Source organism: Curtobacterium sp. MMLR14_002, from assembly GCF_001864975.1.
Taxonomy (GTDB): domain Bacteria; phylum Actinomycetota; class Actinomycetes; order Actinomycetales; family Microbacteriaceae; genus Curtobacterium; species Curtobacterium flaccumfaciens.
This window is the reverse complement of sequence record NZ_MJGT01000072.1, coordinates 80,898-106,756: the sequence shown is the minus strand read 5'-3', so window position 1 is coordinate 106,756 and position 25,859 is coordinate 80,898. Positions and strand designations below refer to the sequence as shown.

Annotated in this window: 28 protein-coding genes; 10 read left to right on the top strand and 18 right to left on the bottom strand. The window is 71.6% G+C overall.

Going from position 1 to position 25,859, the window contains the following annotated elements:
- Window positions 1-6: 6 nt before the first annotated feature.
- Window positions 7-237, bottom strand: a complete 231-nt coding sequence (locus BIU91_RS13935) for a helix-turn-helix transcriptional regulator (protein ID WP_071245067.1) — start codon at window positions 235-237, stop codon at window positions 7-9.
- Window positions 237-848 carry a hypothetical protein gene (locus BIU91_RS13930; RefSeq protein ID WP_071405935.1) on the bottom strand — a complete coding sequence of 204 codons (612 nt, stop codon included), beginning with the start codon at window positions 846-848 and terminating at the stop codon, window positions 237-239. Before BIU91_RS13930 ends, BIU91_RS13935 begins: the two co-directional genes overlap by 1 nt.
- Before the next feature lie 55 nt (window positions 849-903).
- Between BIU91_RS13930 and BIU91_RS13925 the strand changes: the two genes are divergently transcribed.
- On the top strand, window positions 904-1,536 hold the full coding sequence (locus BIU91_RS13925; RefSeq protein ID WP_071405934.1) for a hypothetical protein: 633 nt from the start codon (window positions 904-906) through the stop codon (window positions 1,534-1,536).
- A 41-nt stretch (window positions 1,537-1,577) separates the two neighbouring features.
- Here BIU91_RS13925 and BIU91_RS13920 read toward each other — a convergent pair whose 3' ends face one another.
- The gene (locus BIU91_RS13920) at window positions 1,578-2,609 is read right to left on the bottom strand and encodes a putative sulfate exporter family transporter (RefSeq protein WP_071405933.1); all 1,032 of its coding nucleotides are present in this window, start codon (window positions 2,607-2,609) and stop codon (window positions 1,578-1,580) included.
- A gap of 9 nt (window positions 2,610-2,618) precedes the next feature.
- Here BIU91_RS13920 and BIU91_RS13915 point away from each other — a divergent pair, with 9 nt between their 5' ends.
- Together BIU91_RS13915 and BIU91_RS13910 are read left to right on the top strand one after the other, a co-directional pair.
- Window positions 2,619-3,350: a hypothetical protein gene (locus BIU91_RS13915; protein ID WP_071405932.1), complete on the top strand. Its 732-nt coding sequence runs from the start codon at window positions 2,619-2,621 to the stop codon at window positions 3,348-3,350.
- On the top strand, window positions 3,347-4,012 hold the full coding sequence (locus BIU91_RS13910; RefSeq protein WP_071405931.1) for a hypothetical protein: 666 nt from the start codon (window positions 3,347-3,349) through the stop codon (window positions 4,010-4,012). Before BIU91_RS13915 ends, BIU91_RS13910 begins: the two co-directional genes overlap by 4 nt.
- Here the strand turns inward: BIU91_RS13910 and BIU91_RS13905 are convergent.
- A complete protein-coding gene (locus BIU91_RS13905; protein WP_171907844.1) occupies window positions 4,006-4,617 on the bottom strand; it encodes an LppP/LprE family lipoprotein in 612 nt (203 codons plus the stop codon). The two genes, BIU91_RS13910 and BIU91_RS13905, sit on opposite strands and share 7 nt — an antisense overlap.
- Window positions 4,618-4,759: 142 nt before the next feature.
- Between BIU91_RS13905 and BIU91_RS13900 the strand changes: the two genes are divergently transcribed.
- Both BIU91_RS13900 and BIU91_RS13895 read left to right on the top strand, forming a co-directional pair.
- Window positions 4,760-5,581 carry an alpha/beta hydrolase fold domain-containing protein gene (locus BIU91_RS13900; RefSeq protein ID WP_071405929.1) on the top strand — a complete coding sequence of 274 codons (822 nt, stop codon included), beginning with the start codon at window positions 4,760-4,762 and terminating at the stop codon, window positions 5,579-5,581.
- 146 nt (window positions 5,582-5,727) lie between these two features.
- The gene (locus BIU91_RS13895; protein WP_071405928.1) at window positions 5,728-6,072 is read left to right on the top strand and encodes a hypothetical protein; all 345 of its coding nucleotides are present in this window, start codon (window positions 5,728-5,730) and stop codon (window positions 6,070-6,072) included.
- 119 nt (window positions 6,073-6,191) lie between these two features.
- On the opposite strand, the gene BIU91_RS13890 is transcribed toward BIU91_RS13895, so the two are convergent.
- Both BIU91_RS13890 and BIU91_RS18980 read right to left on the bottom strand, forming a co-directional pair.
- The gene (locus tag BIU91_RS13890) at window positions 6,192-7,556 is read right to left on the bottom strand and encodes an MFS transporter (protein ID WP_071405927.1); all 1,365 of its coding nucleotides are present in this window, start codon (window positions 7,554-7,556) and stop codon (window positions 6,192-6,194) included.
- 217 nt (window positions 7,557-7,773) lie between these two features.
- Window positions 7,774-7,944 carry a hypothetical protein gene (locus BIU91_RS18980; protein ID WP_164941189.1) on the bottom strand — a complete coding sequence of 57 codons (171 nt, stop codon included), beginning with the start codon at window positions 7,942-7,944 and terminating at the stop codon, window positions 7,774-7,776.
- A gap of 168 nt (window positions 7,945-8,112) precedes the next feature.
- Between BIU91_RS18980 and BIU91_RS13885 the strand changes: the two genes are divergently transcribed.
- The 4 genes from BIU91_RS13885 (at window position 8,113) to BIU91_RS13870 (ending at window position 10,750) form a co-directional block, all read left to right on the top strand.
- Window positions 8,113-8,874: a 5-oxoprolinase subunit PxpA gene (locus BIU91_RS13885; RefSeq protein WP_027465977.1), complete on the top strand. Its 762-nt coding sequence runs from the start codon at window positions 8,113-8,115 to the stop codon at window positions 8,872-8,874.
- Entirely contained in the window at window positions 8,871-9,503 is a 633-nt protein-coding gene (locus BIU91_RS13880; RefSeq protein WP_084741282.1) for an allophanate hydrolase subunit 1, read from the top strand. The genes BIU91_RS13885 and BIU91_RS13880 overlap by 4 nt, the downstream gene beginning before the upstream one ends.
- Complete coding sequence (locus tag BIU91_RS13875; protein WP_071405926.1) at window positions 9,500-10,384, top strand: biotin-dependent carboxyltransferase family protein; 885 nt, start codon at window positions 9,500-9,502, stop codon at window positions 10,382-10,384. Before BIU91_RS13880 ends, BIU91_RS13875 begins: the two co-directional genes overlap by 4 nt.
- A gap of 63 nt (window positions 10,385-10,447) precedes the next feature.
- A complete protein-coding gene (locus BIU91_RS13870) occupies window positions 10,448-10,750 on the top strand; it encodes an antibiotic biosynthesis monooxygenase (protein WP_071405925.1) in 303 nt (100 codons plus the stop codon).
- A gap of 38 nt (window positions 10,751-10,788) precedes the next feature.
- Here BIU91_RS13870 and BIU91_RS13865 read toward each other — a convergent pair whose 3' ends face one another.
- The 4 genes from BIU91_RS13865 to BIU91_RS13850 form a co-directional block, all read right to left on the bottom strand.
- Entirely contained in the window at window positions 10,789-10,971 is a 183-nt protein-coding gene (locus BIU91_RS13865; RefSeq protein ID WP_071405924.1) for a hypothetical protein, read from the bottom strand.
- Between the two features lie 63 nt (window positions 10,972-11,034).
- Window positions 11,035-12,096: a DUF2891 family protein gene (locus BIU91_RS13860; RefSeq protein ID WP_253183767.1), complete on the bottom strand. Its 1,062-nt coding sequence runs from the start codon at window positions 12,094-12,096 to the stop codon at window positions 11,035-11,037.
- The gene (locus tag BIU91_RS13855) at window positions 12,083-13,165 is read right to left on the bottom strand and encodes a DUF979 domain-containing protein (protein WP_071405923.1); all 1,083 of its coding nucleotides are present in this window, start codon (window positions 13,163-13,165) and stop codon (window positions 12,083-12,085) included. Before BIU91_RS13855 ends, BIU91_RS13860 begins: the two co-directional genes overlap by 14 nt.
- The gene (locus tag BIU91_RS13850; RefSeq protein WP_027465970.1) at window positions 13,162-13,869 is read right to left on the bottom strand and encodes a DUF969 domain-containing protein; all 708 of its coding nucleotides are present in this window, start codon (window positions 13,867-13,869) and stop codon (window positions 13,162-13,164) included. Before BIU91_RS13850 ends, BIU91_RS13855 begins: the two co-directional genes overlap by 4 nt.
- A 97-nt stretch (window positions 13,870-13,966) precedes the next feature.
- Between BIU91_RS13850 and BIU91_RS13845 the strand changes: the two genes are divergently transcribed.
- Window positions 13,967-14,611, top strand: a complete 645-nt coding sequence (locus BIU91_RS13845) for a GntR family transcriptional regulator (protein ID WP_071405922.1) — start codon at window positions 13,967-13,969, stop codon at window positions 14,609-14,611.
- Between the two features lie 82 nt (window positions 14,612-14,693).
- On the opposite strand, the gene BIU91_RS13840 is transcribed toward BIU91_RS13845, so the two are convergent.
- The 8 genes from BIU91_RS13840 to pstA all read right to left on the bottom strand — a co-directional run bounded on the left by BIU91_RS13840 (window position 14,694) and on the right by pstA (window position 25,859).
- Window positions 14,694-15,272: a TetR family transcriptional regulator gene (locus BIU91_RS13840; protein WP_071405921.1), complete on the bottom strand. Its 579-nt coding sequence runs from the start codon at window positions 15,270-15,272 to the stop codon at window positions 14,694-14,696.
- Window positions 15,273-15,327: 55 nt separating this feature from the next.
- Window positions 15,328-15,867 (bottom strand): hypothetical protein, encoded by a 540-nt coding sequence (locus BIU91_RS13835; protein ID WP_139196736.1) that lies wholly within the window; start codon window positions 15,865-15,867, stop codon window positions 15,328-15,330.
- A 111-nt stretch (window positions 15,868-15,978) separates the two neighbouring features.
- Window positions 15,979-16,755, bottom strand: a complete 777-nt coding sequence (locus BIU91_RS13830) for a phosphate ABC transporter ATP-binding protein (protein WP_228513776.1) — start codon at window positions 16,753-16,755, stop codon at window positions 15,979-15,981.
- Window positions 16,756-16,853: 98 nt separating this feature from the next.
- Complete coding sequence (locus tag BIU91_RS13825; RefSeq protein ID WP_084741281.1) at window positions 16,854-17,900, bottom strand: sortase; 1,047 nt, start codon at window positions 17,898-17,900, stop codon at window positions 16,854-16,856.
- A gap of 130 nt (window positions 17,901-18,030) precedes the next feature.
- Window positions 18,031-20,097: an Ig-like domain repeat protein gene (locus tag BIU91_RS13820; RefSeq protein ID WP_071405919.1), complete on the bottom strand. Its 2,067-nt coding sequence runs from the start codon at window positions 20,095-20,097 to the stop codon at window positions 18,031-18,033.
- A 64-nt stretch (window positions 20,098-20,161) separates the two neighbouring features.
- The gene (locus BIU91_RS13815) at window positions 20,162-22,765 is read right to left on the bottom strand and encodes a hypothetical protein (RefSeq protein WP_071405918.1); all 2,604 of its coding nucleotides are present in this window, start codon (window positions 22,763-22,765) and stop codon (window positions 20,162-20,164) included.
- Window positions 22,762-24,498 carry a phosphate ABC transporter substrate-binding protein PstS gene (gene pstS, locus BIU91_RS13810; protein ID WP_253183766.1) on the bottom strand — a complete coding sequence of 579 codons (1,737 nt, stop codon included), beginning with the start codon at window positions 24,496-24,498 and terminating at the stop codon, window positions 22,762-22,764. Before pstS ends, BIU91_RS13815 begins: the two co-directional genes overlap by 4 nt.
- Entirely contained in the window at window positions 24,495-25,859 is a 1,365-nt protein-coding gene (gene pstA, locus BIU91_RS13805) for a phosphate ABC transporter permease PstA (RefSeq protein WP_071405916.1), read from the bottom strand. The genes pstS and pstA overlap by 4 nt, the downstream gene beginning before the upstream one ends.

Genomic DNA, 25,859 nt, shown 5'->3' with positions numbered 1-25,859 from the left:
GGATCGTCAGTCCGTGCGCACCGAGAAGACGTCGCCCGGCTGGCAGCCGAGCACCTCGCACAGTCGGGTGAGGGTGGAGAACCGGATCGCGCGAGCCCGGTTGTTCTTGAGCACCGAGAGGTTGACGACGGTCACGCCGACGCGGTCGGCGAGCTCGGTCAGGGTCATCCCCCGCTCGGCCAGCAGGTCGTCGAGGTGGCAGACGACCGCGTGGCCGTCCTCCTGTTCCGGGGGCATCAGACCAGCCCGGCCTGGTCCCGCACCATCCGCTGCGAGGCGGTGAGCGCGAACCGGAAGCAGACGACGACGAGCAGGCCGAGGTACACGGGCAGGAACTGGTGGTCGGCCACCGGCGTGGGCAGGTACCCGTCCCATCCGAGCCCGGACACCACCCAGTTCCACCCCATCCGGCGGACGAACGACGGCAGGAACCCGGCGGCCAGCACCGCGCCGCCGAGCCAGTCGAGGATCCGGGTGGTCGAGCGGTCGAAGAGCCCGCCGCGTGAGATCTTCCAGGCCACCGCCGCGACCAGGGCGATGAGGGCGCTGACGAGCAGGACCTCCAGCGCGTCGCCGACGCGGATGTACCCGATCGCACCACCCGGCACGTCGGCGATCGGTGCCCGGAGCACGAGTTGGTCGGACGTCACCGTCGCGCCCCCCGGAGGCTGCGGGACGGCACTGGTCTCGCGGATCCGGACCGGCACCGCCACCGTGCCCGAGGCGATCGAGTGGACGAGCAGGTCGACGTACCGCCACACCACGATCGCGATGCCGATCGCACACGAGACGACGTAGGCCAGGTAGGAGTTCCGCCCGCGGGGCGGTTCGTAGACGGGCGTGGTCATGGCTGCTTCCCCTGTCGATCATCGATACCATCGAATATCGATGCAACGATAAACGATGGGTTTGCTCCAGGGCAACTCCAGAGAGCCCTCAGACGCGATCAGCGCCTCGCGCACCTCGAACAGGCTCTGCCATGATGAGTTCGTGTCGTTTTCAGTTGCAGGCGAGCTCGATCTCGCAGTGCTCGCACCAGCCCTCTCCGCGTTCGCGGCTGGCGCCTCCGCAATCGTTGCTCTCTTGAGCTTCCGGATGGCGCGGGAGAACAAGAAGCGTGACGAGAAGCTCCTCCAAGGTCAGCACGACCGCGGGCGCCGGACCGCCATGACCGACGCGCACCTCCGGATGACATCAGGCGAGGTCGCCGCCGCACGGCACCTGGCGGGCACACTCGAAGCAAGCTCCCACGATGAGCGGCAGCCGTTCGTGCACGATCGCCGGGACGAGCTGACCAAGGCGTTCTACACGCTCTGCTGGACGATCGAGTACGTGGCGAACGTTCGCGAGATGTGGCTGACGGGCGAGAGGGGCAAGGGCCCGAGCAAGTTCCTCAAGTGGAACGAAGAGGCGATCTACCTCGGCGTGAAGAGCATCCGGACCGCGATCATCGGTATAGACAGCAGCTTCGAACAGAGCACCCAGACCGTATGGCGTTCGGTACACGACATCGCCCGGTCACGCGGCTTCGCCTGAACCGGCGGAATCAGTCTGGACTCGGCTGCTGCTAGCGAGGGTCAGAGGAGACCGAAGGCCGCCTGCATGCCCAGGCTCGTCCCCGCCACCAGGAGCCACAGCGCGATGCCGAGCAGCATCGGCCGGAACCCGGCACGGCGGAGCGCGGCGAAGTCCGTCGAGCAGCCGATCGCGGCGAGCGCCACCGTGATGAGGAACGAGGCGGCCGTCGCGAACCCCGGCGCCACGGACGCGGGCAGGACCCCGACCGTCCGGAGCAGCACCACCACGAGGAACCCGATCAGGAACCACGGCACCAACCGGAACACCCGGAACCCGCGACCCGGCCCCGAGGCGGGGGCGAGCTGCTCGCGGGAGGCGCGGCGGGCCTCCAGTCCGGCCAGCCCGATGACGATCGGGATGATCATCAGGGTGCGCACCAGCTTCACGACAACCGCAGTGTCGGTCGCCTGGCGGCCGTAGACGGTCGCCGTGGCGACGACGGACGACGTGTCGTTCACGGCGGTGCCCGCGAAGACGCCGAAGGCGTGCTGGCTGAGGCCCAGGGCGTGCCCGAGCAGCGGGAAGGCGAAGACGGCCGCGATGTTGCAGAGGAAGATCGTCGACATCGCGTAGGCGACGTCCGCACTGACCGCACCGATGACGGGCGTCACGGCGGCGATCGCCGAGGCACCGCAGATGCCGGTCCCGACGCCGATCAGGGTGCGGAGTGCGCCCGAGACCCGGAGCAGCCGACCGATCCCCCACGCGGCCACCAGGCAGACGACGAGCGTCGCGAGCATCACCGGCAGGGTCTCACCGCCGATGCGCAGGACCTCGCCGATGGACAGCTGCGCGCCGAGCAGGACCACGGCGAACTGCAGGACCCGGCTGGACGAGAACTTCACGCCGGGAGCCAGCGCGGCGAGTGTGCCACCGGTGCGACGCCGGACGAGCCACCCCACGACGGCACCGATCAGGACGGCGGGGACGGGACCGCCGACCACCGGGACGACCCGGCCGACGAGGGTGGCGACGATGCCGATCGCCACGGCGAGGGCGACACCGGGTGCGGCGGCACGGACGGACTGCATGGGAACAGCATGTCGCGCTCGCGGACGATCGGTGGCCGTGACGGGCAGGATGGCACGGTGGAGTACTCGGGGGAACGGTGGGTGCAACGGCTGCGCGACGGGGAGATGCCGAAGCGGTGGCCGTTCTTGCTCGGGTTGGCGATCGTGACCGTGGCCGGTGGCACCGGGGTCGTGTTCTCGATCACGCACCTCGACGCCCTCCTGCACTCGGAGGCACGCCGTCCGTTCGCCGTGCCGCTGTTCTCCGTGATCCTGCTCGTGCTCGGCCCCGTCGCAGCCGTCCTCTCGCGGATGCGCGGCCGAAGTGACCGACGGATCCTCGCGAGCATCCGTCGGCACGGTACGACGCCGCGCTTCCACCTGCCGGTCGTGCGGAGGGGCGAGTACACCCTCGACGACTTCCCCGAGCCGAGACCCGAGATGTGGACGGTCGACGCCGCTGGGCTGCACGCGTGGTCGCCGGAGCGGGAGACTCCGGTGTTCGACCTGGCGTGGAGTGCAGTCCACTCGCTCGAACTCGCCTCGGCAGAGGTCCGCGGGCAGCGGGTGGACACCGGCATCTGGATCATCACCGAGGACGTCGGGCGCTTCACCGTGCAGCCGCGGCCAGCGATCGGACGGCCCTTCGGTGCCAGCGCGACGAAGATCCACATCGTGATGCAGGTGCTCCGGTCGCTGCGCCGGGAACTCGGGTCCCAGCCGGACGCCGGGCGTCCTGGTCGGACACGGACCGAGCGATGACCCCGGCGGACGCGCCGTGGGTGCAGCGGCTGCGCGACGGGGAGATGCCGAAGCGGGGGCCGGTGCTGCTCGCGGCGGTCGTCACCACGGCAGTGGGGGTCGCCGCGCTCGTCGCCGAGTTCGCGTTCCCGGACTTCCTGCGGGGCATCGACAGTGCCCGGACGCAGGGGTCGTTCGTGCTGTGGCCGATCGTGGTCGCGGGGTTCGGGGTGCTGCTGGCCGTGTCGACGCTGTCCGCCGGGCGAGGCGACCGCCGGACGCTCGCGCGCATCGGAGCGGGGCGGGCACCCCGGTTCCACCTGCCCGTGCTGACGTCCGGCCTGCGCACCTCCGACGACTTCCCGAAGCCCCGCCCCGAGGTCTGGACCGTCGACGAGTTCGGTCTGCACGCGTGGGCACCATCACGGGACGCGCCGGTGTTCGACCTGCCGTGGGCGCGCATCCGACGGTTCTCCGTCGCGACGAGGGAGTCCCGCGGCCAGCGTGCCGACTTCGGCGTCTGGATCAGCACGACCGACGGTGACGACGTGGTCGTGCAGCCGCGGTCCGCCCTCGGACGTGGGTTCGAGGCCGGACCGGACAAGCTCGACACCCTCGTGCGGGTCCTCCGCACGCTGCAGCGGGAGCTCCGCGTGGCTTCGGCGTCAGCCGACCGTCACTGAGCGGGCGGGGTGTCTCCCGTCATCTCGACGCGGCCGGTCTCGTCGTTCCAGGTGAAGGTGGCGGTGGTGCGGCCCGAGGGCGCTGCGTTCGGCTCGCCGGCCTTGGCGAACCGGTAGGTCACCGTGACGGCCGAGTCGCTCTGTCGTTCGACGGTCGGCTCGAAGGCGTACTGCTGGGCAGTGGCCGTGCCGAGGTACCGGCCTTCGTGGAACAGCAGGATCGCGTACGGGGATCCTGCCGTGCCGAACTCGGGCGCGACCACGGACCAGGACAGCGGCGCGCAGGCGTCGTAGCCGGAGTAGTCGGCGTTCGCGGCGTCCCACTTCGCATCCTCGAGGCCGGCGGGCAGCGGCAGGGCCGCGATGCCCTCGGCCGCAGCCGCGGCACCGCTCGACGGGCCACACGTCGGGGTGGGGGTGGGCGTCGGCGCCGGCGTCGGGGTCGGGGTCGGCGTGCTCGCGGGGTCGGAGGGCGGGGCAGTGACGGTCTCGGTCACGGTCGGGGTCGCCGCACCACCGTCCGCTCCGTCCGCGCCGGAACACCCCGTCAGCAGCGCGGCCAGGGTCGCAGTGGTCAGGATCAGGGCGGCTCTCGTCAGGCGCATGCCTCCACGCTGCCTGCCCGGCTGGGCGGTCGCCCGCATCGTTACCGGGCCGTGTCCCTCGCGACGCTACAAAAGTATGCCTATTCAAGCGCCGCTAGCCCGGCTCCCGCCCGCGTCCTGCGACACTGCTCCCATGCGGGGGATGCACCAGGACACGATCGAGGTCGCGGACGACCGGATCGACGGACCGCACGGACCGGTCCCCGTCCGGCGGTACCGACCGCTGGACCGGAGCGCCGCCACGGGCTCCCCGACCCTGGTCTGGGTGCACGGCGGCGGGTTCTTCCGGGGCGACCTCGACCTGCCGGAGTCCGACGCCGTCGCACGCGCACTCGCCGAGCGCGGGCTGCCGGTCGTGACCGTCGACTACCGCCTCGGACCGCTGCCCGGGCTGCCGTGGCTCGGCCGGGGTGGACCACGTGGGCGACGACGGGCACCCCACGCGCGGGACGAGATCGTCGCCGTGCTCCGCCACCTGCACCACGAGGCACCGTCCGGCCTGCTGCTCGGCGGGGCGAGCGCCGGTGCCTGCCTGGCGGCATCCGCGGTCGCGACCGCGCCGCCGCTGGTCGGCCTCGTGCTGACCTACGGGTTCTTCCACGCCCGGCTCCCCCGTGACCGGGCGGTGCAGCGACTCGTCCGAGGGCACCGACGACTCACGCACGCGCCGCTGCTGCTCGACCTGAGCAACCGGGCCTACGCGGGCGGCCGCCCCACTGCGGTCTACCCGGCACCCGCCGACCGCGGCAGGTTCCCCCGCACCCTGTTGATCGACGCCGAGCGGGACGTGATGCGCGCCTCGGGCGAGCGCTTCGCGGACGAGGTCGAGGCCGCGGGCATCGAGGTCGAACGACACGTCCTGCCGGACAGCCGTCACGCGTTCCTCAACCGACCCGGCACGCGGGACTTCGACGACGCCATCGGTCACATCGTGGACTGGGTCGACCGGACCCCCATCCACTGAACGCTCATCCGGCTGCGAACGGCGGACATCCGGGGACGGCACGCCCGCGGCGGACGTACTCTGGAAACGGAAGCAACGGCGGTTCCGAATCCCCTTCGCCACGCTCCCTGCCGTGGCGTCTCACCACCGTGACGAAGAGTTCCATCGTGACCGAACACCTCATCGAGTACGTCGCCCGCGACCGCACGGGCATCACCGCCGTCGTGACACCGACCGGTGTCATCGACGTGGACACCGTGATCCAGCACATCCGCGCCGGCCACGCGGGGTACTACGTGGCTGCCGACTCGTGGAAGCGCACGCCGGTCCGGAGCATGTCCTTCATCGGCGGGACCTACCTGTTCGCGAACTGGGACGGGTCGAAGCGGAACATGCTGCACGACCTGGCCTTCCGCTCACCGACCCGTTCGATCGAGACGCCCCACGAGCCGGAGTCGCGGTTCTCGCGGTTCCTCGACGCCTTGTTCGGCAGGCGCTCACCGCAGCTCTGACCCAGGCCACCCCGCCCGTCACGGCGCCTGCGCAGACGGGCCACGTGCGGTGCAGGTGACCGCCTGGAGGCGCGGCGTGCGTCGCGGACGCGGGTCGCGCCTCCAGGCGGTCGCGTCGGTCAGCGGACCGACTTGATGGGCAGGATCACGAGGGCACCGAGGATGACGGCGACGCCGGCACCCCAGAGCATGAGCGTGTAGTTCTGGCCGCCTCCGATGCCGAGCAGGAACAGACCGACGGCGGGGGCGAGTGACTGCGGCAGGGCGTTGGCGATGTTGATGACACCGAGGTCCTTGCCGGGGCGCTCCGGGTCGGGCAGCACGTCGACGACCAGGGCGGTGTCGATGGCGGCGTAGATGCCGAAGGCGAAACCGAGGACGATCTCGGCGAAGTAGAACCCGCCGACGCTGTCGACGTGGGCCAGGATCACCAGGCCGACGGCGGTCATGGCCGTCGAACCCCAGACGAAGACCTTGCGACGCTGGATCCGGTCGGACACCCAGCCGGAGACGGCCGCACTGACGAGCAGGGCGATCGTGTACAGGAGCACGCCGAACGCGACGACCCCGACCGCTTCGCCCTGCGGGAGCCCGATGCGGTCCTGCATGTAGAGGAGTCGGTACGTCGTGAACATGAACGTGCCGAAGGTGATGAGGAACCGGCCCCACCAGGCGAGCCCGAAGTCGCGGTGCTTGATGGGGTTCGTCCAGAACGAGCTGATGAGGTTGACCCAGCTGAAGGGCTTGACGGGCGTCGTCGGCAGGTCGTCACGGGCGACGAACGAGTACACGAGGACCGCGACGATCGCCAGGACGCCCGGTGCGATGAACAGGACCGGCAGGTTGCCGACCAGGTACACGGCCAGGTAGAGCCCGGCCAGGATCGCGATGTTCTGTGCCAGGGCGATGACGCTCGAGGCCTTGCCGCGCTGGAACTCCGGCACGTTGTCGGCGAAGCTCGCCGTCAGCGTGGAGAGGACGGCGTTGGCGGAGACCTGCGCCAGCACCCAGGCCAGGGTGAGCTGCAGTACGTCGGGCGAGAACGCGAGCCAGGCGAGGGAACCGACGAATACGACGACACCGCCGACCATCCAGGGGCGGCGACGGCCCCACCGCGTGCGGGTGCGGTCGGAGAGCGCGCCGAACAGGGGATTGGCGAACAGTGCGCCGAGCGCTCCGAACGGCAGGACCGAGCCGACGACGGTCTCGGGGCTCGTCGGGTTCAGCTCCGTCGCCTTGATCGACATGCTCACGAAGACCGGGGTGAGCAGGGCGACGAACAGGCCGAACTGGGCGAAGCTGAGGCCCCAGAGGTAGCCGCGGCCCACCCGGACGGTGCTGACGGACTGCGTGATGCCCTCGACCGAGAACGCTCGGGACGCCGCGGCGTCCGTGGCGGTGGCTCCGGCGGCTGCGGTGACCGCTGGGGACGCGGTCCCGGCGATGCCCCGCGTGGGTTCTTCCTTCGACGTCGGTGTCGACATGACTCCTCCTTGAGTCACAGGGGGCTTCGGCGCCCGCTGAATCCCTAGTGCTGCTAGGTGATCGGGACTGTAGCACCGGAAACCTCGTGCCGGAAGGTTTTGTGACGCATGTTTCGTCGGGTGCGGACGGATGCGTGCCGACGCAGAACGACACCGCCGTTGTCGGAGGACAACGACGGTGTCGTTCTGCATCGACCCGCAGGCCGGAAAGGAGCCGCTAGTGCTCGCCGTCCTCTTCCGGGTTGAAGTGCGAGTCGTCACCCGTGTGGCCCGCGGCCAGGCCGTCGGGGTTGTTCGGGATGGTGTTGTCGTCGCCGAGGCCGCCCGGCTTCTCGGTGCCCTCGGAGTCGTTCTTCGGGGCGTCGTGCGTGTTGTCACTGTCGGTCATGAGCTGCTCCAGTGCAGAGATCGATCCGGCAGCACTGCCGCCGGTGGTACTGAGGACTCGGACAGTACGTGGCGCACCTCGGAAACCGCCGTCCGACCGGGGAAGCGGATGACAGGGACCGGGGCGATCGGTAGATTGTTCAACAACCCGCGAGGACAGGGAGCACCCGTGACGACGATCGACCTGAACAGCGACCTGGGCGAGGGCTTCGGTGCCTGGGCCATGGGCGACGACGCCGCGATGCTCGACGTCGTCTCGAGCGCCAACGTCGCCTGCGGGTTCCACGCCGGCGACCCGACGATCATGCTCACCACCGCCCGCGCCGCCGCCGAGCGTGGTGTGGCGGTCGGGGCGCACGTGGCCTACCGCGACCTGATCGGCTTCGGCCGCCGGCCCGTGCACGTCACCCCCGATGAGCTGTACGCCGACGTCGTCCACCAGCTCGGTGCGATGGCCGCCACCGCGCACGTCGCCGGCACGGCCGTCACCTACGTCAAGCCGCACGGTGCCCTGTACAACACCGCCTGCGCCGACCCGGTGCAGGCCGAGGCCGTCGTCCGTGCCGTGGCCGACGTCGACCCGTCGCTCGCCGTGCTCGCGCTGCCCGGGTCGGAACTGCTGCTGGCAGCCGAGCGGCACGGGCTCCGCGCGGTGAGCGAGTCCTTCGCCGACCGTGCCTACGAACCCGACGGCTCGCTGGTGTCACGGAAGCAGCCGGGGTCGGTGCTGCACGACCCGGACGAGGTCGCAGCCCGGGTGCTCCGCATGGTCACCGACGGGGTCGCGACCGCTGTCGACGGGTCCGAGATCGCCGTGCGTGCCGACTCGGTCTGCGTCCACGGTGACTCCCCCGACGCCGTCGCGATGGCCCGTGCCATCCGAGCGCTCCTGACCGAGCACGGCGTGACGATCGCGCCCTTCGCACCGTGACTGGTCCGGAGGTCCGCTCCGCGGGCGGCACCGCACTCCTGGCCACGTTCGGGTCTCTCGCCGACGTCGTCGCCTTCCGCGCCGGGCTCGCACAGGCCACCCTGCCGGGGCTGACCGAGGTCGTCTCCGGCGCCCGGACGCTGCTGCTCCGGTTCGACCCGTCCACGACGGACGCCGGGCGGCTCCGCTCCGAGCTCGCGCAGGTCGCCCCGGTCAGCGCAGCGCTCGAAGCGCAGGACACCGAGCCGCTCGTCATCCCCGTCACCTACGACGGTGAGGACCTCGACACCGTCACCGGACTGACCGGCATGCGGCGCGACGAGCTCGTGGCGTGGCACACCGGGCAGCTCTGGACGAGCGCGTTCTGCGGCTTCGCCCCCGGCTTCAGCTACCTCACCGGCAGCGATCGACCGCTCGACCTGCCCCGCCGCAGCACCGCCCGCACGGCCGTCCCCAGCGGAGCCGTCGCGTTGGCCGGCGAGTTCAGCGCCGTCTACCCGCGGACATCGCCCGGCGGCTGGCAGCTCATCGGCCGCACCGACGTGCCGATGTGGTCGCTCGAGCGCACGCCTCCGGCACTCGCGCCCGCCGGCACGCTCGTCCGGTTCGTCGTGGCGGGTGCGGCATGACCGCGCTGACCGTCGTGCAGGTCGGCTACGGCACGACCACGCAGGACCTCGGGCGCCCGGGCTTCAGCGACATGGGCCTCGGCGCGGCCGGAGCCGCCGACCGTGGCTCCGCGGCACTCGCCAACAGACTGGTCGGCAACCGTCCCGACGCGGCTGTCCTGGAGGCCCTGCTCGGCTCCGTCACGCTCCGCGCCGACGCGTACGTGGTCGCGGCCACCACCGGCGCGGCCTGCCCCGTCGAGGTCGAGCGGGCGGACGGATCGGTCCGCGGTGCCGCCTCGCACGAGGTGCTGCTGCTGGCCCCGGGCGACACGCTCCGGATCGGCACCGCGACCGTGGGCCTGCGCACCTACGTCGCGGTCCTCGGGGGCTTCGCGGTCGACCCGGTGCTCGGCAGCCGCTCGTGGGACTCCCTCGCGCGCCTCGGACCGCCGCCACTGTCGGCCGGTGACGTCCTGCCCGTCGGTGACGCCCGGGTGTCGTGGCCGATCGTCGACGCGGTGCCGCAGCCCGAGCCGCGGTGGCCCGACGAGCCGGTCGTGCTCGACGTGGTGCCCGGACCGCGCGACGACTGGTTCACCCCGGAGTGGCGCACGACCCTGACCGGCCAGGACTTCTCCGTCAGTGCGGACAGCGACCGCGTCGGGGTCCGCACCACGGCCGAGACGCCGCTCGCCCGCTCCGTGGCACGCGAACTGCCGAGCGAGGGTGTCGAGACCGGGTCACTGCAGGTGCCGCCCGAGGGCTTCCCCGTGCTGTTCCTCGCCGACCACCCGGTGACCGGCGGCTACCCGGTCGTCGCGGTCCTGACACCGTCGTCGATCGACCTCGCCGCGCAGCTCCGTCCGGGCGATCCGCTCCGGTTCCGCATCGTCGGCTGACCGACCCGGAACAAGCGCAGGGGGTCAGGAGTTGGCTTGGACACCGCTGACGAAAGGTTCCCCATGTCGATGACCGTCCTGCTCGAGGTCCAGTTCCAGAGCGACGCCCCCGAAGACGCACTCCAGGGTGCTATCCGCGAGACGCTCGAACAGACCGCGTCGTTCCACGGCCTGGAGTCGCTCGAGGTCCTGGTCGACGACGAGGACCCGGCACGCATGGTCGTCGTCGAGTCGTGGACGACCCCCGAGGACCACGACACCTACGTGGCCTGGCGTGCGACGCCGGAGGGCGCTCCGGCGATGGCACCGTTCCTCGCCGCGACTCCGGTCACCCGCACCTTCGCGCGGACTCTCCCCCTCGACTGAGCGCACGCCGACGCCGAAGCTGACGGCGGCGCGATCGCTCAGATCGTGTCGTCGTCGGTGTCGAGCGGCACCGGTCGGTCGTCGTCGGGGAGCAGTTCGTCGTCCGCGTCGTCGACCACTGGCAGGTCGTCGGGGTCGAGCACGGTCGGCTCCGGTTCGTAGTCGGTCTCCTGCGCCTCGCGGAAGTCGTCGAGGTTCTCGTCGTCCTTCGGATCGCTCATGGCCCCGAAGCTACCTCCGGATCCTCGACGTGTCCGCAGACGATCAGCGCTCCCGTCGAACGATCAGCGGGCGGCGTGCTCCCGGGCCTCCATGGCGTCCCAGGCGAAGCTCGCCAGCCAGTGAGTGGAGTAGTACTCCTCGCCCACGCTCGCCGCGAGACCCGAGGCGAGCAGCCGGTCGGCCGCATCGTCGAGCAGGTCGGCGATGCCGGTGCCGGAGTCGTCCGGGCCGCCGGCGCGGAGTGCGTCCGCGATGCGCCGGGCCGAGCCTGCCCGCGACAGGTCGAGCCCGAACAGGTGCACCTGCTGCGGGTCGTTCTCGTCCCGGACCACCGTCGACCGCAGGATCGCGTCACCCGGCTGCACCGCGGCGAAGAAGCCGCGCGCCCACGTGGCGAACTCCGGGGCGGGCAGCACCGCCCGCATCAGGTCGGCTTCGGCCAGGCCCGCGGACAGGAAGTCGTGCCCGCTCCGCTCCCAGGCGAACGGCCACCCGGCGTCCGCGCCGAACCAGTCCTTCGCAGCCCCCTCGACCGCTGCCGCCAGGGCCGGACTGTCGAGCGACCGGGCGGCCTCGAGCACGAGCAGCAGTCCGAACGCCGAGTTCGAGTGCACGCCGTGCCGGACCGGGTGCGCGGCGCCGTCGATCCACCGGACGACCAGGTCTTCTAGGACGTCGACGACGGGTGCGAACCCCGGTGCCAGTGCACGGACAGCGGGTGCCTCGGATGCCGACACCTCGGCGGCGAGCCGGGCGAGCCAGGCCCAGCCGTAGGGGCGCTCGTAGTGCGGCGTCTCGCGCAGGTAAGCCGCCTCGGTCGCCAGGTGATCCGTCGTGAGGTGCGCCTGCAGGATCGAGGTGAGCCGGGCCTCCAGGTCGGTGGGCAGGCCGTGCGCGACCAGGCGCGCCGCGAGCCAGTGCATGTGCACCGACGAGTGCCAGTCGTACGACGTGGCGAAGGCGGGGTGGAGCTCGACGGGCAGGGCCCGGTCGTCCGGTCCGGACGTCGCGTGGTGCGCTGCGTACGGGTACTCGCGGGTCGTGTTGTCCGCGGCGACGGCCGCGAAGCGGTCGGCCCAGGCGGCCCGGGTCAGGTCGATCGGGGCGGCATCAGAATGCGACAAGGTACATGACTCCCATGTTGACGACGAGCAGGATGGCGGCGGTGGGGATCTGCGCCTTGATCGGGCCGTACTTGTCCCGCATCTCGAGCAGGGCAGCCGGCACCAGGTTGAAGTTCGCGGCCATCGGGGTGACGAGCGTGCCGCAGAAGCCGGCGAGCATGCCGATCGCGAAGATCGCGGCGGGGTTGCCATCGAAGCCCTGCACCAGGACGGGCCAGCCGATCGCGGCCGTCATGATCGGGAACGCGGCGAACGCGTTGCCCATGATGATCGTGAACAGGGCCATGCCGAGGCAGTAGATGACCACGGCGGCGAGCAGCGAGCCGTCGGGCAGGACCGACTTGATGATGGTGCCGACGGCGTCACCGACCCCCGCCTGGGTGAAGACGATGCCGAGCGTCGAGAGCATCTGCGGCAGCAGCGCCGCCCAGCCGATCGCCTGCAGCAGGCGACCGCCCTCGCGGATCGGGGTGGCGATCCTCGGCGGGCGCAGGACGAACACGGCCACGACGACGGCGAGCACCGAACCGATGCCCAGACCGGTCAGTGTCGCACTGCCCTCGGCGAGGAGCGGTTCGCCGCCGAACGAGACGAGCGGGCCGAGCGTCGCGACCAGCACGGCGACCACCGGCACCACGAGGGCCGGGATGAAGAGCCGGTTGCCGTACTTCGTCGCGAAGGCGGCGCGCTCGTCCGGACTGGTGGTGGCGAGCACACTCGTGCTGCCGCTGCCGGCGTCCGTGATCTTCTGCGTCACGCCGGTGGGTTCGGCGGGGCCGGTCTCGGCACCCGTGCCGGCGCCGGGGATGCTCGCGACCCGGGTACGGCTCGTCGTGCCGGTGAAGCCGAGCCCGGCGAGCGCGACCATCACGAGGACGGCGATCCCGAGTGTCCAGGCCGGCACGGTGCCGGCGGCGACGAAGGTGCCGGTGAAGAACGACAGGCCGAGGATGCCCCAGAACGCCGCGTTGCCCAGGCGCTTCGCGTGCGCGGTGTCGGTGACGATCAGGACGGCGACGGCGATGAAGAACGCGCCGATGAGCCAGTAGAGCCATTCGCTGGTGATCACGCTGCTGCCCCCAGGGTCGGGGCGTCGGCACGGGCGTCCGCCGCCATCTTGTCGAGTCGGCGGTCGAACAGCAGCAGGCGTCCGCCGTGCACGATGAGTGCCGCGATGCCCGTGGGGATCGCCCACAGGGCCAGGTCGATCGGTTCGAGCGACAGCCCGTAGGTCGAGTCGACGAACGTCGTGATGAGCAGGATCGAGCCGACCGCGACGAAGACGTCCTCGCCGAAGAACACGCCGACCGTGTCGGACGACGCCGAGTAACCCTTGATCTTCTCGCGCATGCGGTCGTCGATCCGCCCGTACTTCTTGGTCGCCGCACCCTCGGCCATCGGGTAGACCAGCGGGCGCACGGTCTGCGCCGGGCCACCGATGCTGGTCAGACCGACCGCAGCGGTGACCTGCCGGATCACCAGGTAGCCGGCGAGCAGACGACCCGTCGTCAGCTTGTCGAGCTTCGCGATCAGGCGCTTCGCCTGGTCCTGCAGGCCGTAGCGCTCGATCAGACCGATGACGGGCAGGACGAGCGCGAAGGTCGTGACGGACCGGCTCGAGGCGAACCCGTTGCCGAACGCGTCGAGGATGCCGACGGGACCGATCCCGCCGATGGCCGCGGTCACGATGCCCGCGACCGTGACGACGAGGAGCGCATTGATGCGCAATGCGAAGCCGACGATGACGACGGCGACGCCGATGAGGACGAACATGCGGGACAGTCTGGACCGCATTGTTCAACAATCGCAAGAGCCGGTTCTGCTCTGTAACACGCCCTTCACAAACGCCACCCGTGCCAGGATCGGTGCCATGACCCGAACCGTCGGCGGCGCTGACTCCACGGCCACGCGGTTGCGCACCATGATCGCGTCGGGTGGGTTCGCCCCCGGGGCGCAGCTGTCCGAGGAGCGATTGAGCGACCAGCTCGGGGTCTCGCGGAACACCCTGCGCGAGGCCTTCCGGCTGCTCGCCCGCGACCGTCTGGTCGAGCACGTGTTCAACCGCGGGGTGTTCGTCCGCCGGCTCTCCGCCGCCGACGTCACCGATCTCTACGCGGCTCGGCGGGTGCTCGAAGAGGCAGCCGTCCGTGCCTGCACCCCCGACGCACCGGCACTCGCCGAGGCCGCCGCAGCGGTCAGCGACGCCCGGGCAGCCGCGTCCGCGGGCGACTGGGGTGCGGTCGGCACGGCCGACATCCGGTTCCACGCCGAGCTCGTGCGCGCAGTGCCGAGCGAGCGGATCCACGCCCTGATGGACGGCCTGCTCGCCGAGATGCGGCTCGCCTTCCTGACCACCGCAGACCCGGCCTCGTTCCATGCCGACTTCGTCGAACGCAACGACGCGATCGTGTCCGCGTTGCGCGGTGGTGACCAGGACGCGGCCTCGGCGCTGCTCGCCGACTACCTCGACGACGCGGAGCGGACGCTGCGGGTCGCCGCCGGCGCAGCCGACTGAGGGACGGCCAGGAGGTCCGGTGCGGCTCCGCCCCGCACGCGCAGTCCGAGCGCGCTCACGCTGGCGCCCGCGGATCGCTCGGTCAGGGCTTCCCGCCGAGCAGGGCCGTGACCGCGTCGACCACGACCTGGCGACGCCGCGGCGGCGTCACGGCCTGCACCAGCGGCTCGTACTCCGCAGCGGTCGCGCTCCAGAACGCCGCGGCGTGCAGGACGAGCCCGAGGAGCACCGCCGGACGGAACGCCCGCGGCAGGCCCCCGGCGCGCTGGGCGTGCTCGACCTCGGCCACCGCGTCGGCGTAGGTCGTCGCGACGGACTCGAGCGGGACGTCGGCGCGCTCGAGCCGGTGCCAGGTCGCGAGCCGCTGGGCCCAGGGACGACGGACGTAGGAGTCGTGCACCCGGCCGGCCCAGGCGGCGAGGTCGGCGGTGTCGAGCGGGGCCTCGGCGAACGTCTCGGTCACGGTGCCCGCGACGAGGGCGTCGAACAGCCCCTCCTTGCTGCCGAAGTAGTGGAAGACCTGCGCCTTGTTGCTCGACGCCGCGGCACCGATCCGTTCGACCCTGCCGGCGGCCAGTCCGACCGCGGAGAACTCGTCCCGCGCGGCGAGCAGGAGCCGGGCGCGCATCGCGTCAGCGGCTGGGGGCGTGAATCGGGCCATGGCGACCACCGTACCGATCACGCGGCCCGCAGAGCTGGAGTGCACGGCAGCAGCTTCAGGCCCGCTGTCTCCGCACAGCACTCCAGAGGACCAGCGCAAGCGTCAACAGGACGCCGGCGACCACGGCCCCCTGGACGAGGTCCGCGAAGCCGCGCTGCAGATCGTCACCCGTGACGAGGATCGCGCCGACCAACGCCGCCGTCACCGCGAGCACGATCAACCGGGCTCGCAAGCTTCCGTCGGAGCGACTCACGGCGGCGTGGATCGCCACGAACGGGACCGGGAAGAGCGCGGCGAAGGCAGCCGAGCCGTCGAAGAAGAGGAGTCCGACGAGCAGCCCTGCCCCGAGACCGGTCGACAGCGCCACGCAGTCCGACGTGGAGATCCCGGCCCGCACGGTGCCTCTGCGCCGATGCCGTCCCAGCAAGAGCGGCAGGGCGCAGACGGCGCCACCGACGAGCAGGAACGCCCCCGGATTCCACGACGCCTCGTTCGGAGCGCTCAGCATCGAGGCCCCGAGCGCCATGCTGGCGAACAGGATCGCCCGGACCCCAATCCGCCTCACACGCCCAACCGCCCGCCGCTGATGTTTCACATCCCCGACCGTACTGCCCGGACAGGCGTGACGGGCGCGCGCAGGTGCCGGTGGTCGCGACCACCGCTGGACAGGAGGCGCGGTGCGGGCCCGCACCGCGCCTCCAGTCCGTCATCCGAAGCGACCGTTGACGTAGTCGGCGGTGCGCGGATCCTGCGGTGTCTGGAACATCGCGTCGGTCGGGCCGTGCTCGACGATCGCACCGGGTGTCCCGGCCTCGGCCAGGAAGAACGCGCAGCGGTCGGAGACGCGCTGCGCCTGCTGCATGTTGTGCGTGACGATGACGATCGTCACGTCGGTGGCGAGCTCCGTGATCGTCTGTTCGATGCGCCGGGTCGACGTGGGGTCGAGGGCGGAGCACGGCTCGTCCATCAGGAGCACCCGCGGACGGACGGCGAGCGAACGGGCGATGCAGAGCCGCTGCTGCTGCCCACCGGACAGACCGCCGCCGGGTTGCCGAAGGCGGTCCTTGACCTCGTTCCACAGGCCCGCCTTGGTCAGGGTCTCCTCGACGAGCGCGGCCTTCGCGGCCTTGTCGAGCCGCACGCCCGTCAGGGCGAGTCCTGCGAGCACGTTGTCCTGGATGCTCATCGCGGGGAACGGGTTCGGCTTCTGGAACACCATGCCGATCTGCCGCCGGGCCTCGGTGATGCGTCGGGACGCGTCGTAGATGTCGACGTCGTCGAGGAGCACCTCGCCCGCGAGCGACGCCGTGGGGACGAGCTCGTGCATGCGGTTGAGCGTGCGGAGGAACGTGCTCTTGCCGCAGCCGGACGGTCCGATCAGGGCGGTGACCTGGCCGGCCGGCATGGTCAGCGAGACACGGTCGAGCACCTTGTGGTCGCCGAACCAGGCGGAGACGGATCGGGCGTCGAGCGTCGCGGGCAGGGTCGACGGATCCGGTGCCGGCGGCACGCGGTCGAACCAGCTGTCGAACTCGGCGAGGAGGGTTTCGGTTTCTGTTCCGGGCATCGTGGTCTCTTCGGTCACATCAGGTTGGGCAGGAGGACGGTGAGCTGGGACGCCGCGGAGAGCCCGACGGCGAGCACCACCGGGACGGCGACGACGAGTGTCTGCCGACGGCCCCAGAAGCGCATGCCGACCGCGAACAGCGCGACCATGCCGGCCAGGACGATCAGGCCGAGCACCAGGAACGGCCACACCGAGCCGTCACCGGCCATCGTCAGTTCGGCGGGGGCGAGTGCGGCGTAGCCGAACGAGGGCGTCGGGGTCGGAGCGGCCTTCGAGACGAGTTCGGCGTCGACGCGGACGACGGAGTCGGGCAGGAACGGCAGCCCTGCGGCGGAGACCAGGGTGAGCCGACCGTCGTCGGCCTCGAGCGGTGCGGGGACGTGGTCGCCGGTGCGGCGGACGTCGACGACCCGGTACTTCGCGGTCCCCTGCCCGGTCGTCGCGGTGATGACGGCACCCTTGTCGAGCTGGTCGATGCGACCGAAGGGGCCGCCGTAGGCGGTCTGGCGGCCGTAGACGACGCTCGCGCCGACCTGACCGGGCAGCGGGGTGTCGCGACGGTGGCCGGGGCCGGAACGGGTGGTCTCCGACGTGGTGCCCTGCAGCACGACCGTGTCGAGGCCGAGCGCCGGCACCCGGACGATCGCGACGGGGGTGCCCTCGGGGACCAGGCGGCCGTCCGTGCCGGTCTGGCCGACGGGGGCGGTGGCGTTGGCGAGCTGGTAGCGGAACGCGTCACGGGCGAGCTGCTGGTCGCGCGAGTACGTGACCTGCGACACGGCCGTGAACTGCAGCGCGAAGCCGACGAGCAACAGCCCGACGACGACGATCGCCGACCCGCTGAACCGCCAGCGGTCGGGGGCGCCGAGGACCGGGATCGCCCGGGCGGCGGGGCCGGCGGACTCGTGGGACCAGCCGCTGGCCGGGCGGGTCGGACGCCGGGTGCGGGACGGACGGAGCGCCCGGATCGGCCGCCACGTCCGGACGGCGCGACGGCGGCCGCTCGCGTCCGGTTCGCCGGTGGGTCGCCGGCCCGGCAACCAGGAGGTGAAGCTCGTCATCGATCCGTCCGTCGGGGTGTTCGCGGTGTTCGGGGTGTTCGGGGTGTTCGGGGTGGGGTGTCTTCGGGGGTGGGGTCTTCGGGGTGGGGCACCCGGCCGGTCCTCGCGGACCGGCCGGGCTGGGGGGGGACTAGCGGGTGATCTTCACCGAGGACGAGGTCCGCGCGGTGTTCCAGAGGGAGTCGCCGCCGTAGACGACGGTCAGCTTGTGCGTGCCGGCCTTGAGACGCGGGAGCGAGACGGTGCCGCGCCCGGTCTTCGACAGCGACACCGAGGCGAGCGTCTTGCTGCCCTCCTTGACGGTGACCTTGCCGGTCGGGGTCACGCCGGTGCCGCTCACGGCAACGGTGACCTTGGCGTGGGACTTGGCGGAGACCGACTTGACCTTGCCGGCCTTCACGGTCGGCGCACCCTTGGCGACCTTCACCGTCGACACGGCGCTCGTGGCGACCGTCCCGCCGGCCGTGGCCGGGGTGTAGGTGGCGACGAGGCTGTACGAGGCGCGCTTCGGGACGAACGAGACCGAGGCGGTGGTGGCCCCGGCGGCGACCTTGGCGGTGCCGACGGTCTCCGTGCCGTTCCCGATCGTGACGGTGCCGCCCGTGGCGTTCCCGCCCGTGATCGTCGTGGTGACCTTGGCGGTCTTGCCGACCGTCAGACGCGGAACCGTCATCGTGACGCCGGTCGCGGCCGAGACGGTGACCGCGGACGCCGCCGAGGTGCTCGACGCGACGCCGGCGAGCGCCGGGATGAACAGCGCGTTGACCGAGGCCGTGCCGCTGGGCAGGGTCACCGGGGCGGTGACGCTCTTCGCGCCCTTGGCGATGGTGCCGGTCCCGACGACGGTGGAGCCGTTCAGGAACCGGACCGTGCCGCCGCCGGTGCCGAACGAGTCGACGGAGACGGTGGCGCTGACGGGCTTGCCCGCGACGGCCTTCGCGGGGATCGACAGGGCGGTGGTGCTCAGCGACGCGGGGAAGGCGCGCAGCTGGGCGTAGCCGCAGGTGGTGGCGGCGTTGGTCGCCGGCTCCGGCAGGAACCCGTAGGCGGCGATGGTCGCGGTCTGCTTGCAGACGAGCGAGTCCTTGCCGACGAACGCCTTCGCGATCGCGCTGGACGGGTCGTCCGCCAGGCGCGACGGGACGATGTTGTAGACGTCACGGACGAAGCCGGCGTACGCCGGGTTGGTCGCGTAGGCCTTGCCGCTGCCGGTGGTCGCCGCGGTCTGGCTGCCGGCGGTCTTGCCGAGGTCGGCGAGCGTCACGCCGTGGCGACGGTCGGTGACCCCGCCGACGCCGTTGGCCTGCGCCACCCACTGGCTGACCGAGAACGGGGCGATCGCGAGCGTCGAGCCGGTGTCGGCCGCGACGACTGCGGTGCCGTCGTGCTCCTCGATCGGCTTGCCGGCCGAGGTGTCGGAGACGAAGGAGTTCGTGCTCGTGAAGCCCGAGGCGTCGGTCAGACCGAGCTGGCCGAGGAAGTAGCTGCGGGTGCCCGAACCGAACTTGGGCAGGAGCGGCTGGATCTTGGACGCCTTGGTGCCGTCCGGACCCGTCGCGCTGCCGCCCACGGAGTTGTAGGTGCCGTCCGCGTTGAAGTACACGTAGGACACGTCACCGCGGTAGACGTTCCAGAGCGTCGGGGCCGTCTTGGCCTGCGTCCCGTCCCCGATGGAGAAGGGCACCTTCGCCAGCGGGCTGCCCGGCGCGTAGGCGACGTCGACCGCGTCGCGGGCGAACGGCACGTACGCCAGGACGCCGTCGGCCGACTGGTCCTTGGCGGCGGGGCCGCCCGACGAACGGGCGAAGTCGAGCTGGCCGACGACGGACTCGTCGATCGTCGTGCTCGTGCCGTCGGCCAGGGCGACGCCCGACTTGTTGGCGACCGCACCGACGGAGACGAGCAGCTCGTCACGGCCGGCACCGGAGCCGGAGACGCGCGGGATGGCCGCTCCGCCGGATCGCGTGACGACGGTGGGGCCGGCGTTCGTCGCGTCGTACGAGGCGATCTGGTTCCCCCCGACCGCTGCGGCGACGCCGTTCATGACGTCCTGGGTCGTGTCCGAGCCGAGGCCGACGAGCTTGCCGAACGCGTTCCCCGCGGGGTCGGCCTGGGCCGCCGGCACGGAGAGGGCACCGACGATCAGCGCGGCTGCACCGAACGTGACTGCCGACTTGCAGAAGGTGTTGACCTTCATGGCTGGTGTTTCCTTTCGTGGGTTCGACGCTGCCCAGGTGGCAGCGGTCGTGGGTGGAACTCGGTCACACGTGGGCGGCAGCCAGCATCGCCAGCCTCCGGCCACGGCGGATCAGGAACGGCCCCACGCCGAGCGCCGGCAGGCCGGCTCCGAGCGCCGCGGCGAGACCCAGGCGGGTCGCCGCGAGCGGCTGGTCGTGGGTGCGTTGGGTGGGTCCGGACGCCTCGTCGACGTCGTTGGTCGACACGGGAGGCGCGGCGTCGGCCACCGGGTCGACGGTCGCGTCCGGCAGGGTGTCGGTCGACGTCCCCGGGTCGGTGACGGGATCGGTGACGGTCTCCGTCGTGTCGGTGGGCGGTGGGACGGCCCCGTCGGTGCCGGACGCCGTCGGCTCGGTCGGCGCCGACGCCGCCGGCGGCTTCGGGCACGCCGCGGCGACCGTCCGGGCGTCGGTCAGCCCGGCGGCGACCTGCCCGGCCGCTGCCCGCATGCTGCTCGACAGCGGGACGTAGCCGGCGGGGAGCTCGCCCTGCTTCTCCCCCGGTACCTGACCGGCACCGCTCGCGTACCGGATGAAGGTGGCGTAGTCCGAACGCTCCGCCGGGCTCGAGGCGCAGACGTTCACGGCCGCGTAGCTGAGCATGGCCAGCGGGTAGGCCGCCGCGTCACGGTTCGCGGGGTCGGCCACGACGACGCCCGGCACGGTCGACGGCCGCATGGTCGCGATGCCCTTCGTGATCGCCTCGGTGGTCGGAGCGACGGCCTCGCCGGCGGCGTTCACGAGCTTCGCGGTGGGGAGCGCGTACCGGGCGGCCGAGGCCGTGTCGGTGATCGACAGCAGGAACCGGCTCCCCGGCACCTGGGCGCCGAGCGAGGTGTAGCCCTTCGGCTGCCCGAACGGGTTCCAGGAGTCCTTCTGGTTGGGGTCCGCCTTGAGCGTCCGGTAAGCGCCCTCGTGCATGTCGTTCATGTACGGGCGCATGTCGAGGGTGCCGTAGCCGGTCTCGTCCGGGTCGCCGCCCTTCGCGATGGTCAGGTCGGCCTTCGGGAAGCTGTCGATCGTCGTGTCGGTCGCCAGTGACAGCGGGCGGTAGGCGGGGTTGATCCGCATCCCCCACTCGTCCGGGCGCCCGTCGAGGAACGCCGCCGCGACCGGGTCCGCCCGCAGCCACGCCCAGACCCGGGCGTTCGCGTTCGTGTCCCCGAGCGCGACCATCAGTCCGGCCGGGGCGGTGTCGCTCTTCGAGCCGACGAAGGTCGGGTTGAGCGCGAGGAACTCCGGGTCCGTCACGATGCTCGAGGCGTTCGCCGCCACGGTGGGGTCGCCCTTGCCGCGGCCGGGCACGTCCGCCTGGTACGACTGCGTGAGCAGCTTCGCGACGAGCCGTGCGTCGAGGGTGAGCTCCTGCGCCTGCAGCCCGTTCCGCGCCTTGGCGGGGGCGTCCGGGTACAGCCGGTAGTCGATCGAGAAACCGATCACGATCGCCGACTGCGCCACGGGGGCGTACCGGATGGTCGTGTCCGGGGCGGTCGCGGGGTCGAGCGGCGTGTTCACCAGAGCGAGCCGCGATGCCCCGCCGGTCGTCGAGACGATCTGGTGCTGTGCCTCCTCGTCGCCGATCTGCGAGTAGCCGTAGGTCGTGCCGAGTCCGCACAGTGCGGGCTGCCAGGCGGTGACCGCCTCGGTGGCTGGCTCCGAGCCGACCAGACGCTGCTCCGCGTTGCCGATCGGGCAGGCCTGGGCCACGGACTGGAACCCGAGGGGGAACACGACGCGGTTGCGCCAGGCCGATGCCGACAGGGGCGAGCCGGTGACACGGCCGGCGGCGGTCGACCCCGCGGTGCCGCCGTCGAGGTTGTGGCTGCCACGCGGCACGATCACGAGCCAGCAGTCCCGCGGCGTCGTCCTCCCGGCAGCCACCCGGTCCTGCCCGCAGCCGAGCTGCGGCGCCTCGAGCCCCGACTGGGTCTCGAAGGTGACCTGACCGGTGCCGTCGCTCGCGGTGCGCGCGGCCGTGACCTCGTTCGTGGTCGTCGCGTCGAACTGCTTCGACAGCTCCGTCGTGCTCTTCGACAGGGTCCCGTCGACCGACCGGAAGGGCACGCGGTAGGCGCGGAGGAACGGGTTCTCGACGGGCGGGTCGAGCAGCAGGTCGGGGTTCGCGTCCGGTCCGGTCAGGGTCGGGTCCTGCAGCGGGTCGTCCCCGTTCACCAGGTCGCGCTTGGCGGCGCCGACGCCGGTCAGGGCCGCGATGGTCGACGACGGCGCGCCCCACTGGCACTGTTCGGGGGACGGCCCGGCCGCCTCGTCGCCCCAGCACTGCATGACCTGGACGTAGTCGGTGGCGTACTCACTCGGCGAGGTCGGCTTCGCACCGGTCCAGCTCACCGTGACGCCCTGGTCGGTGAGTTCGCGGGTCTGGCTGACCGTGAACGACATCTTCGAGAAGTCGGCCGCGTCGGGGTCGGGCGTGGTGGTCGATCCCCCCGGACCGAGGGCGGCCTGCGCGTCGACCCACGACTTCGTCACCGCGGACGAGGGTGTGGCCGAGGGCGCGGTGGCCGACGCCGGGATCGTGGCGACGAGCAACGACCCGGCGATGGTCGAGGTGACGGCACCGAAGACGAGGGCCGCGGAACCGAGTCGGACGAGGTGCTGGTTCTTCACTTCTGGGTCCTCCGTCGGGACACGAGCACGCCGATCAGCGGGGGCAGCAGGACCACGCCCAGCAGTGCGGCCACGGCGCAGAGCATCAGGGTGCGGGTCGGCGTCCAACCGTCGGCCGCGTCGACCTCGACCGGCAGGGCGGCCACGTTCTGGCACACACCGCTGTCGGCGTCGCACTGCACGGGCGAGCCGTTGTTCAGTGCGGGCACCGCGCCGGTGCCACCGCTGCCGGTGCTGCCGCCGGAGAGCTCGGTCGAACCGCTCCCGGATCCCGAACCGGATCCGCTCGAGCCGCCGGAACCGGAACCCCCGGACCCGCCGCCCTTCGCACCGGACCCCGAACCGCCGCCGGAGCCCGAACCCCCGGCCGCCCCGGTACCGCCACCGGAACCGCCCGCGCCACCACCGGCCGCGCCACCGCTCTGGGTCGGCGTCGTGGTGCCCTTCGCCCCGCCGGTGCCCGTGTTGCACTGGGTCGCGCCGAGTTTGTCGCACGCGGGCGGCTGCGGCGCCTTGACGGCGAGGGTGTTCTTGCCGTCGGCGGAGAACGTCGGGTTGTTGCACTTCCGGATGTCGATCTTCTTCGCCTCGACACCGGGGATGCGCCGCACCTGGTCGAGTCCGGCCTGCACCAGGTTGATCGGCAGTGGCGAGTAGCCGAGCACCTCGGCCTGCTGCTGCCCCTCGCACAGGAAGTAGTAGTCGAACGCCCCGAGGGTCTTGCCCTTCGCCGGGGTCAGGCTCGCGTCCGTGGTCGTCGGCACCACCATGTAGGAGTACGACGACAGCGGGTAGGTGCGAGCGTCGGGGTTGTCGTAGACGCCGTCGAGGATCTGCGTCAGGTACGACGACGACCGCTTGTCCTGGTTGATCTTCGCGCCGAGCAGGCCCACCGCGACGTTCGAGGCGGTCGGTTCGACGTAGTAACCGGCCTTGTTCAGCACCTTCGCCACCGGGTAGCCGGTCTTCAACGCGTAGGAGTACTCGACGTACGTGATCGTGCCGACGTTGGCCTTCTGGGCGACGTAGCCGGACACGCCCTGCGAGTTCGGCTGGGCGATGAACCCCTTGCCGGCGACCGTCGGGTAGTTCGACGTGATGCCGCACGGCAGCGGCCGGCCCGCCTGCTTGCAGTACGCGTTCCACTCGGACGGGTACTTCTTGCTCATCCAGGTGGTGAACTGCGCGGTCGACCCGGACCCGTCGGACCGGACGACCGGCACGACGCGGCGCTTCGGCAGGTCGAGCCCGGGGTTGTCGGCCTTGACCTTCGGGTCGTCCCAGCTCGTGATCTTGCCGGTGAAGATGCCCGCGAGCACCGGGCCGGACAGCCGCAGGTTGGTGATCTGCTTGCCACCGGCGCTGAGGTTGTACATGAACGACGTGCCACCGGCGACGATCGGCATGTACGCGTAGCCGACCGTCGGCGGGACGTCGGTGACCCCACCGTCCTTGATGCCGTACGGGATCTCGGAGACGGCGAAGTCCACCGTGCCCGCCTTGAACTGGTTGCGGCCGTCGGAGGACCCGGTGCTGGCGTACCGGACCTTCATCCCGTACTGCTGCACGTTCACGGCCCACTGCTGGATCGCGACGGAGCTCCACGACGAGCCGGCGCCCGAGATGGGCACGTAGGACTCGCCCGCGTCGGCCGCGGTGGCGGGGAGGATCGACAGGGCCAGTGCGGCGGCGGCCAGGACCGCGCCCATCAGGCGTGTTCTGCGGGGTCTCACGAGGGGTCCTTCTGGGAGGCGTCGGCGGGGAACGGGTGGACGTAGCGGCGGGCGTGCCTGCGGACGAAACGGCCGACGGGGCGCCAGACCGGTTCGGCGGCGGCGACACCGCGCAGGACCAGGCGACCGAGCGCCCGGAAGCGGTCGTTGCGGCGCTCGCGGGTGGCGACGGTCTGCGACCCGATCACGCGGGCGATCACGAAGAGCACCAGGACGAGGAACATCAGGACCGCGGCCGCGCCGAAGCCGCGGGCGATCATGTTCGGTTCGGGCGACTTGACGAACTCGAAGATCGCCAAGGGGAGCGAGATCATCGGGCCGCTGGTCGGGTCGAGGTTCAGGTCGGGCGCGAAGCCGGCGGTCAGCAGCACCGGGCTCGTCTCACCGATGCCGCGCGCGGTGGCGAGGATGATCGCGGTCACCAGGCCGGAGCGGGACGTCGGCAGCACGACCCGCCACACCGTCTGCCACTGACCGGCACCGAGCCCGATCGACGCCTCCTTCAGCGTCGACGGCACCAGGCGGAGCACGACGTCGGCGGACCGGATCATGATCGGCAGCATCATCACGCTGATCGCCAGGGACGCCGCGAACCCGGACTTGTCGAAGCCGAGCCCGACGATGACGCTCGCGTAGATGAAGAGCCCCGCGACGATCGAGGGCAGCGCGGTCATCGCCTCGACGATGGTGCGGACGAACCGAGCGAAGGGTCCGGGCACCTCGGTCAGGAACAGCGCCGTGGTCACGCCGAGCGGCACCGTGATCACGAGCGCGATCGAGATCTGGATCAGCGACCCCGCGATGGCGTGCAGCACTCCGCCGGAGGTCATCGGGTCGAGCGGCCCGGTGAGCGCCATGTCCTGCGTGTAGAAGTTCCAGTGCGGCAGCGCCTTCGTGGCCCGGATCACGCTGAACGAGACGACGAACACCAGCGTGGCCACCACGACGAACGCCAGCGAGTGCACCGCGGCGGAGACGACCCGGTCACGGACCACGGCCGCGCTCTCGTTGGTGGCGACGAGGAGCGCGTAGAACACCAGGAACATCACGTAGGCGACGGCCGCGAAGGCGATCGGGCCGGAGACCGGGGCGAGTTCGGTGAACACGATCGACGTGACCGAGACCGAGGCGACCGCGGCACCGACGACGCAGAGCACGTCGCTGATCCGGGTGCCGCTGAACCGGCGCTCCTCGGGCCCACGGTCCGGCTCGGACTCCCGCTCGAGCCGCGGCAGGACCGTGCCGGAGCCGGAGCCCGAGGGCGTCGACACCGTCACCGGGCTGGCCGGGACGGGCGTCGACAGGGGGACGGTGGGCAGGGGTGACGTGACGCCCGACGGCGCCTGGGTGGTGTCGGTCAT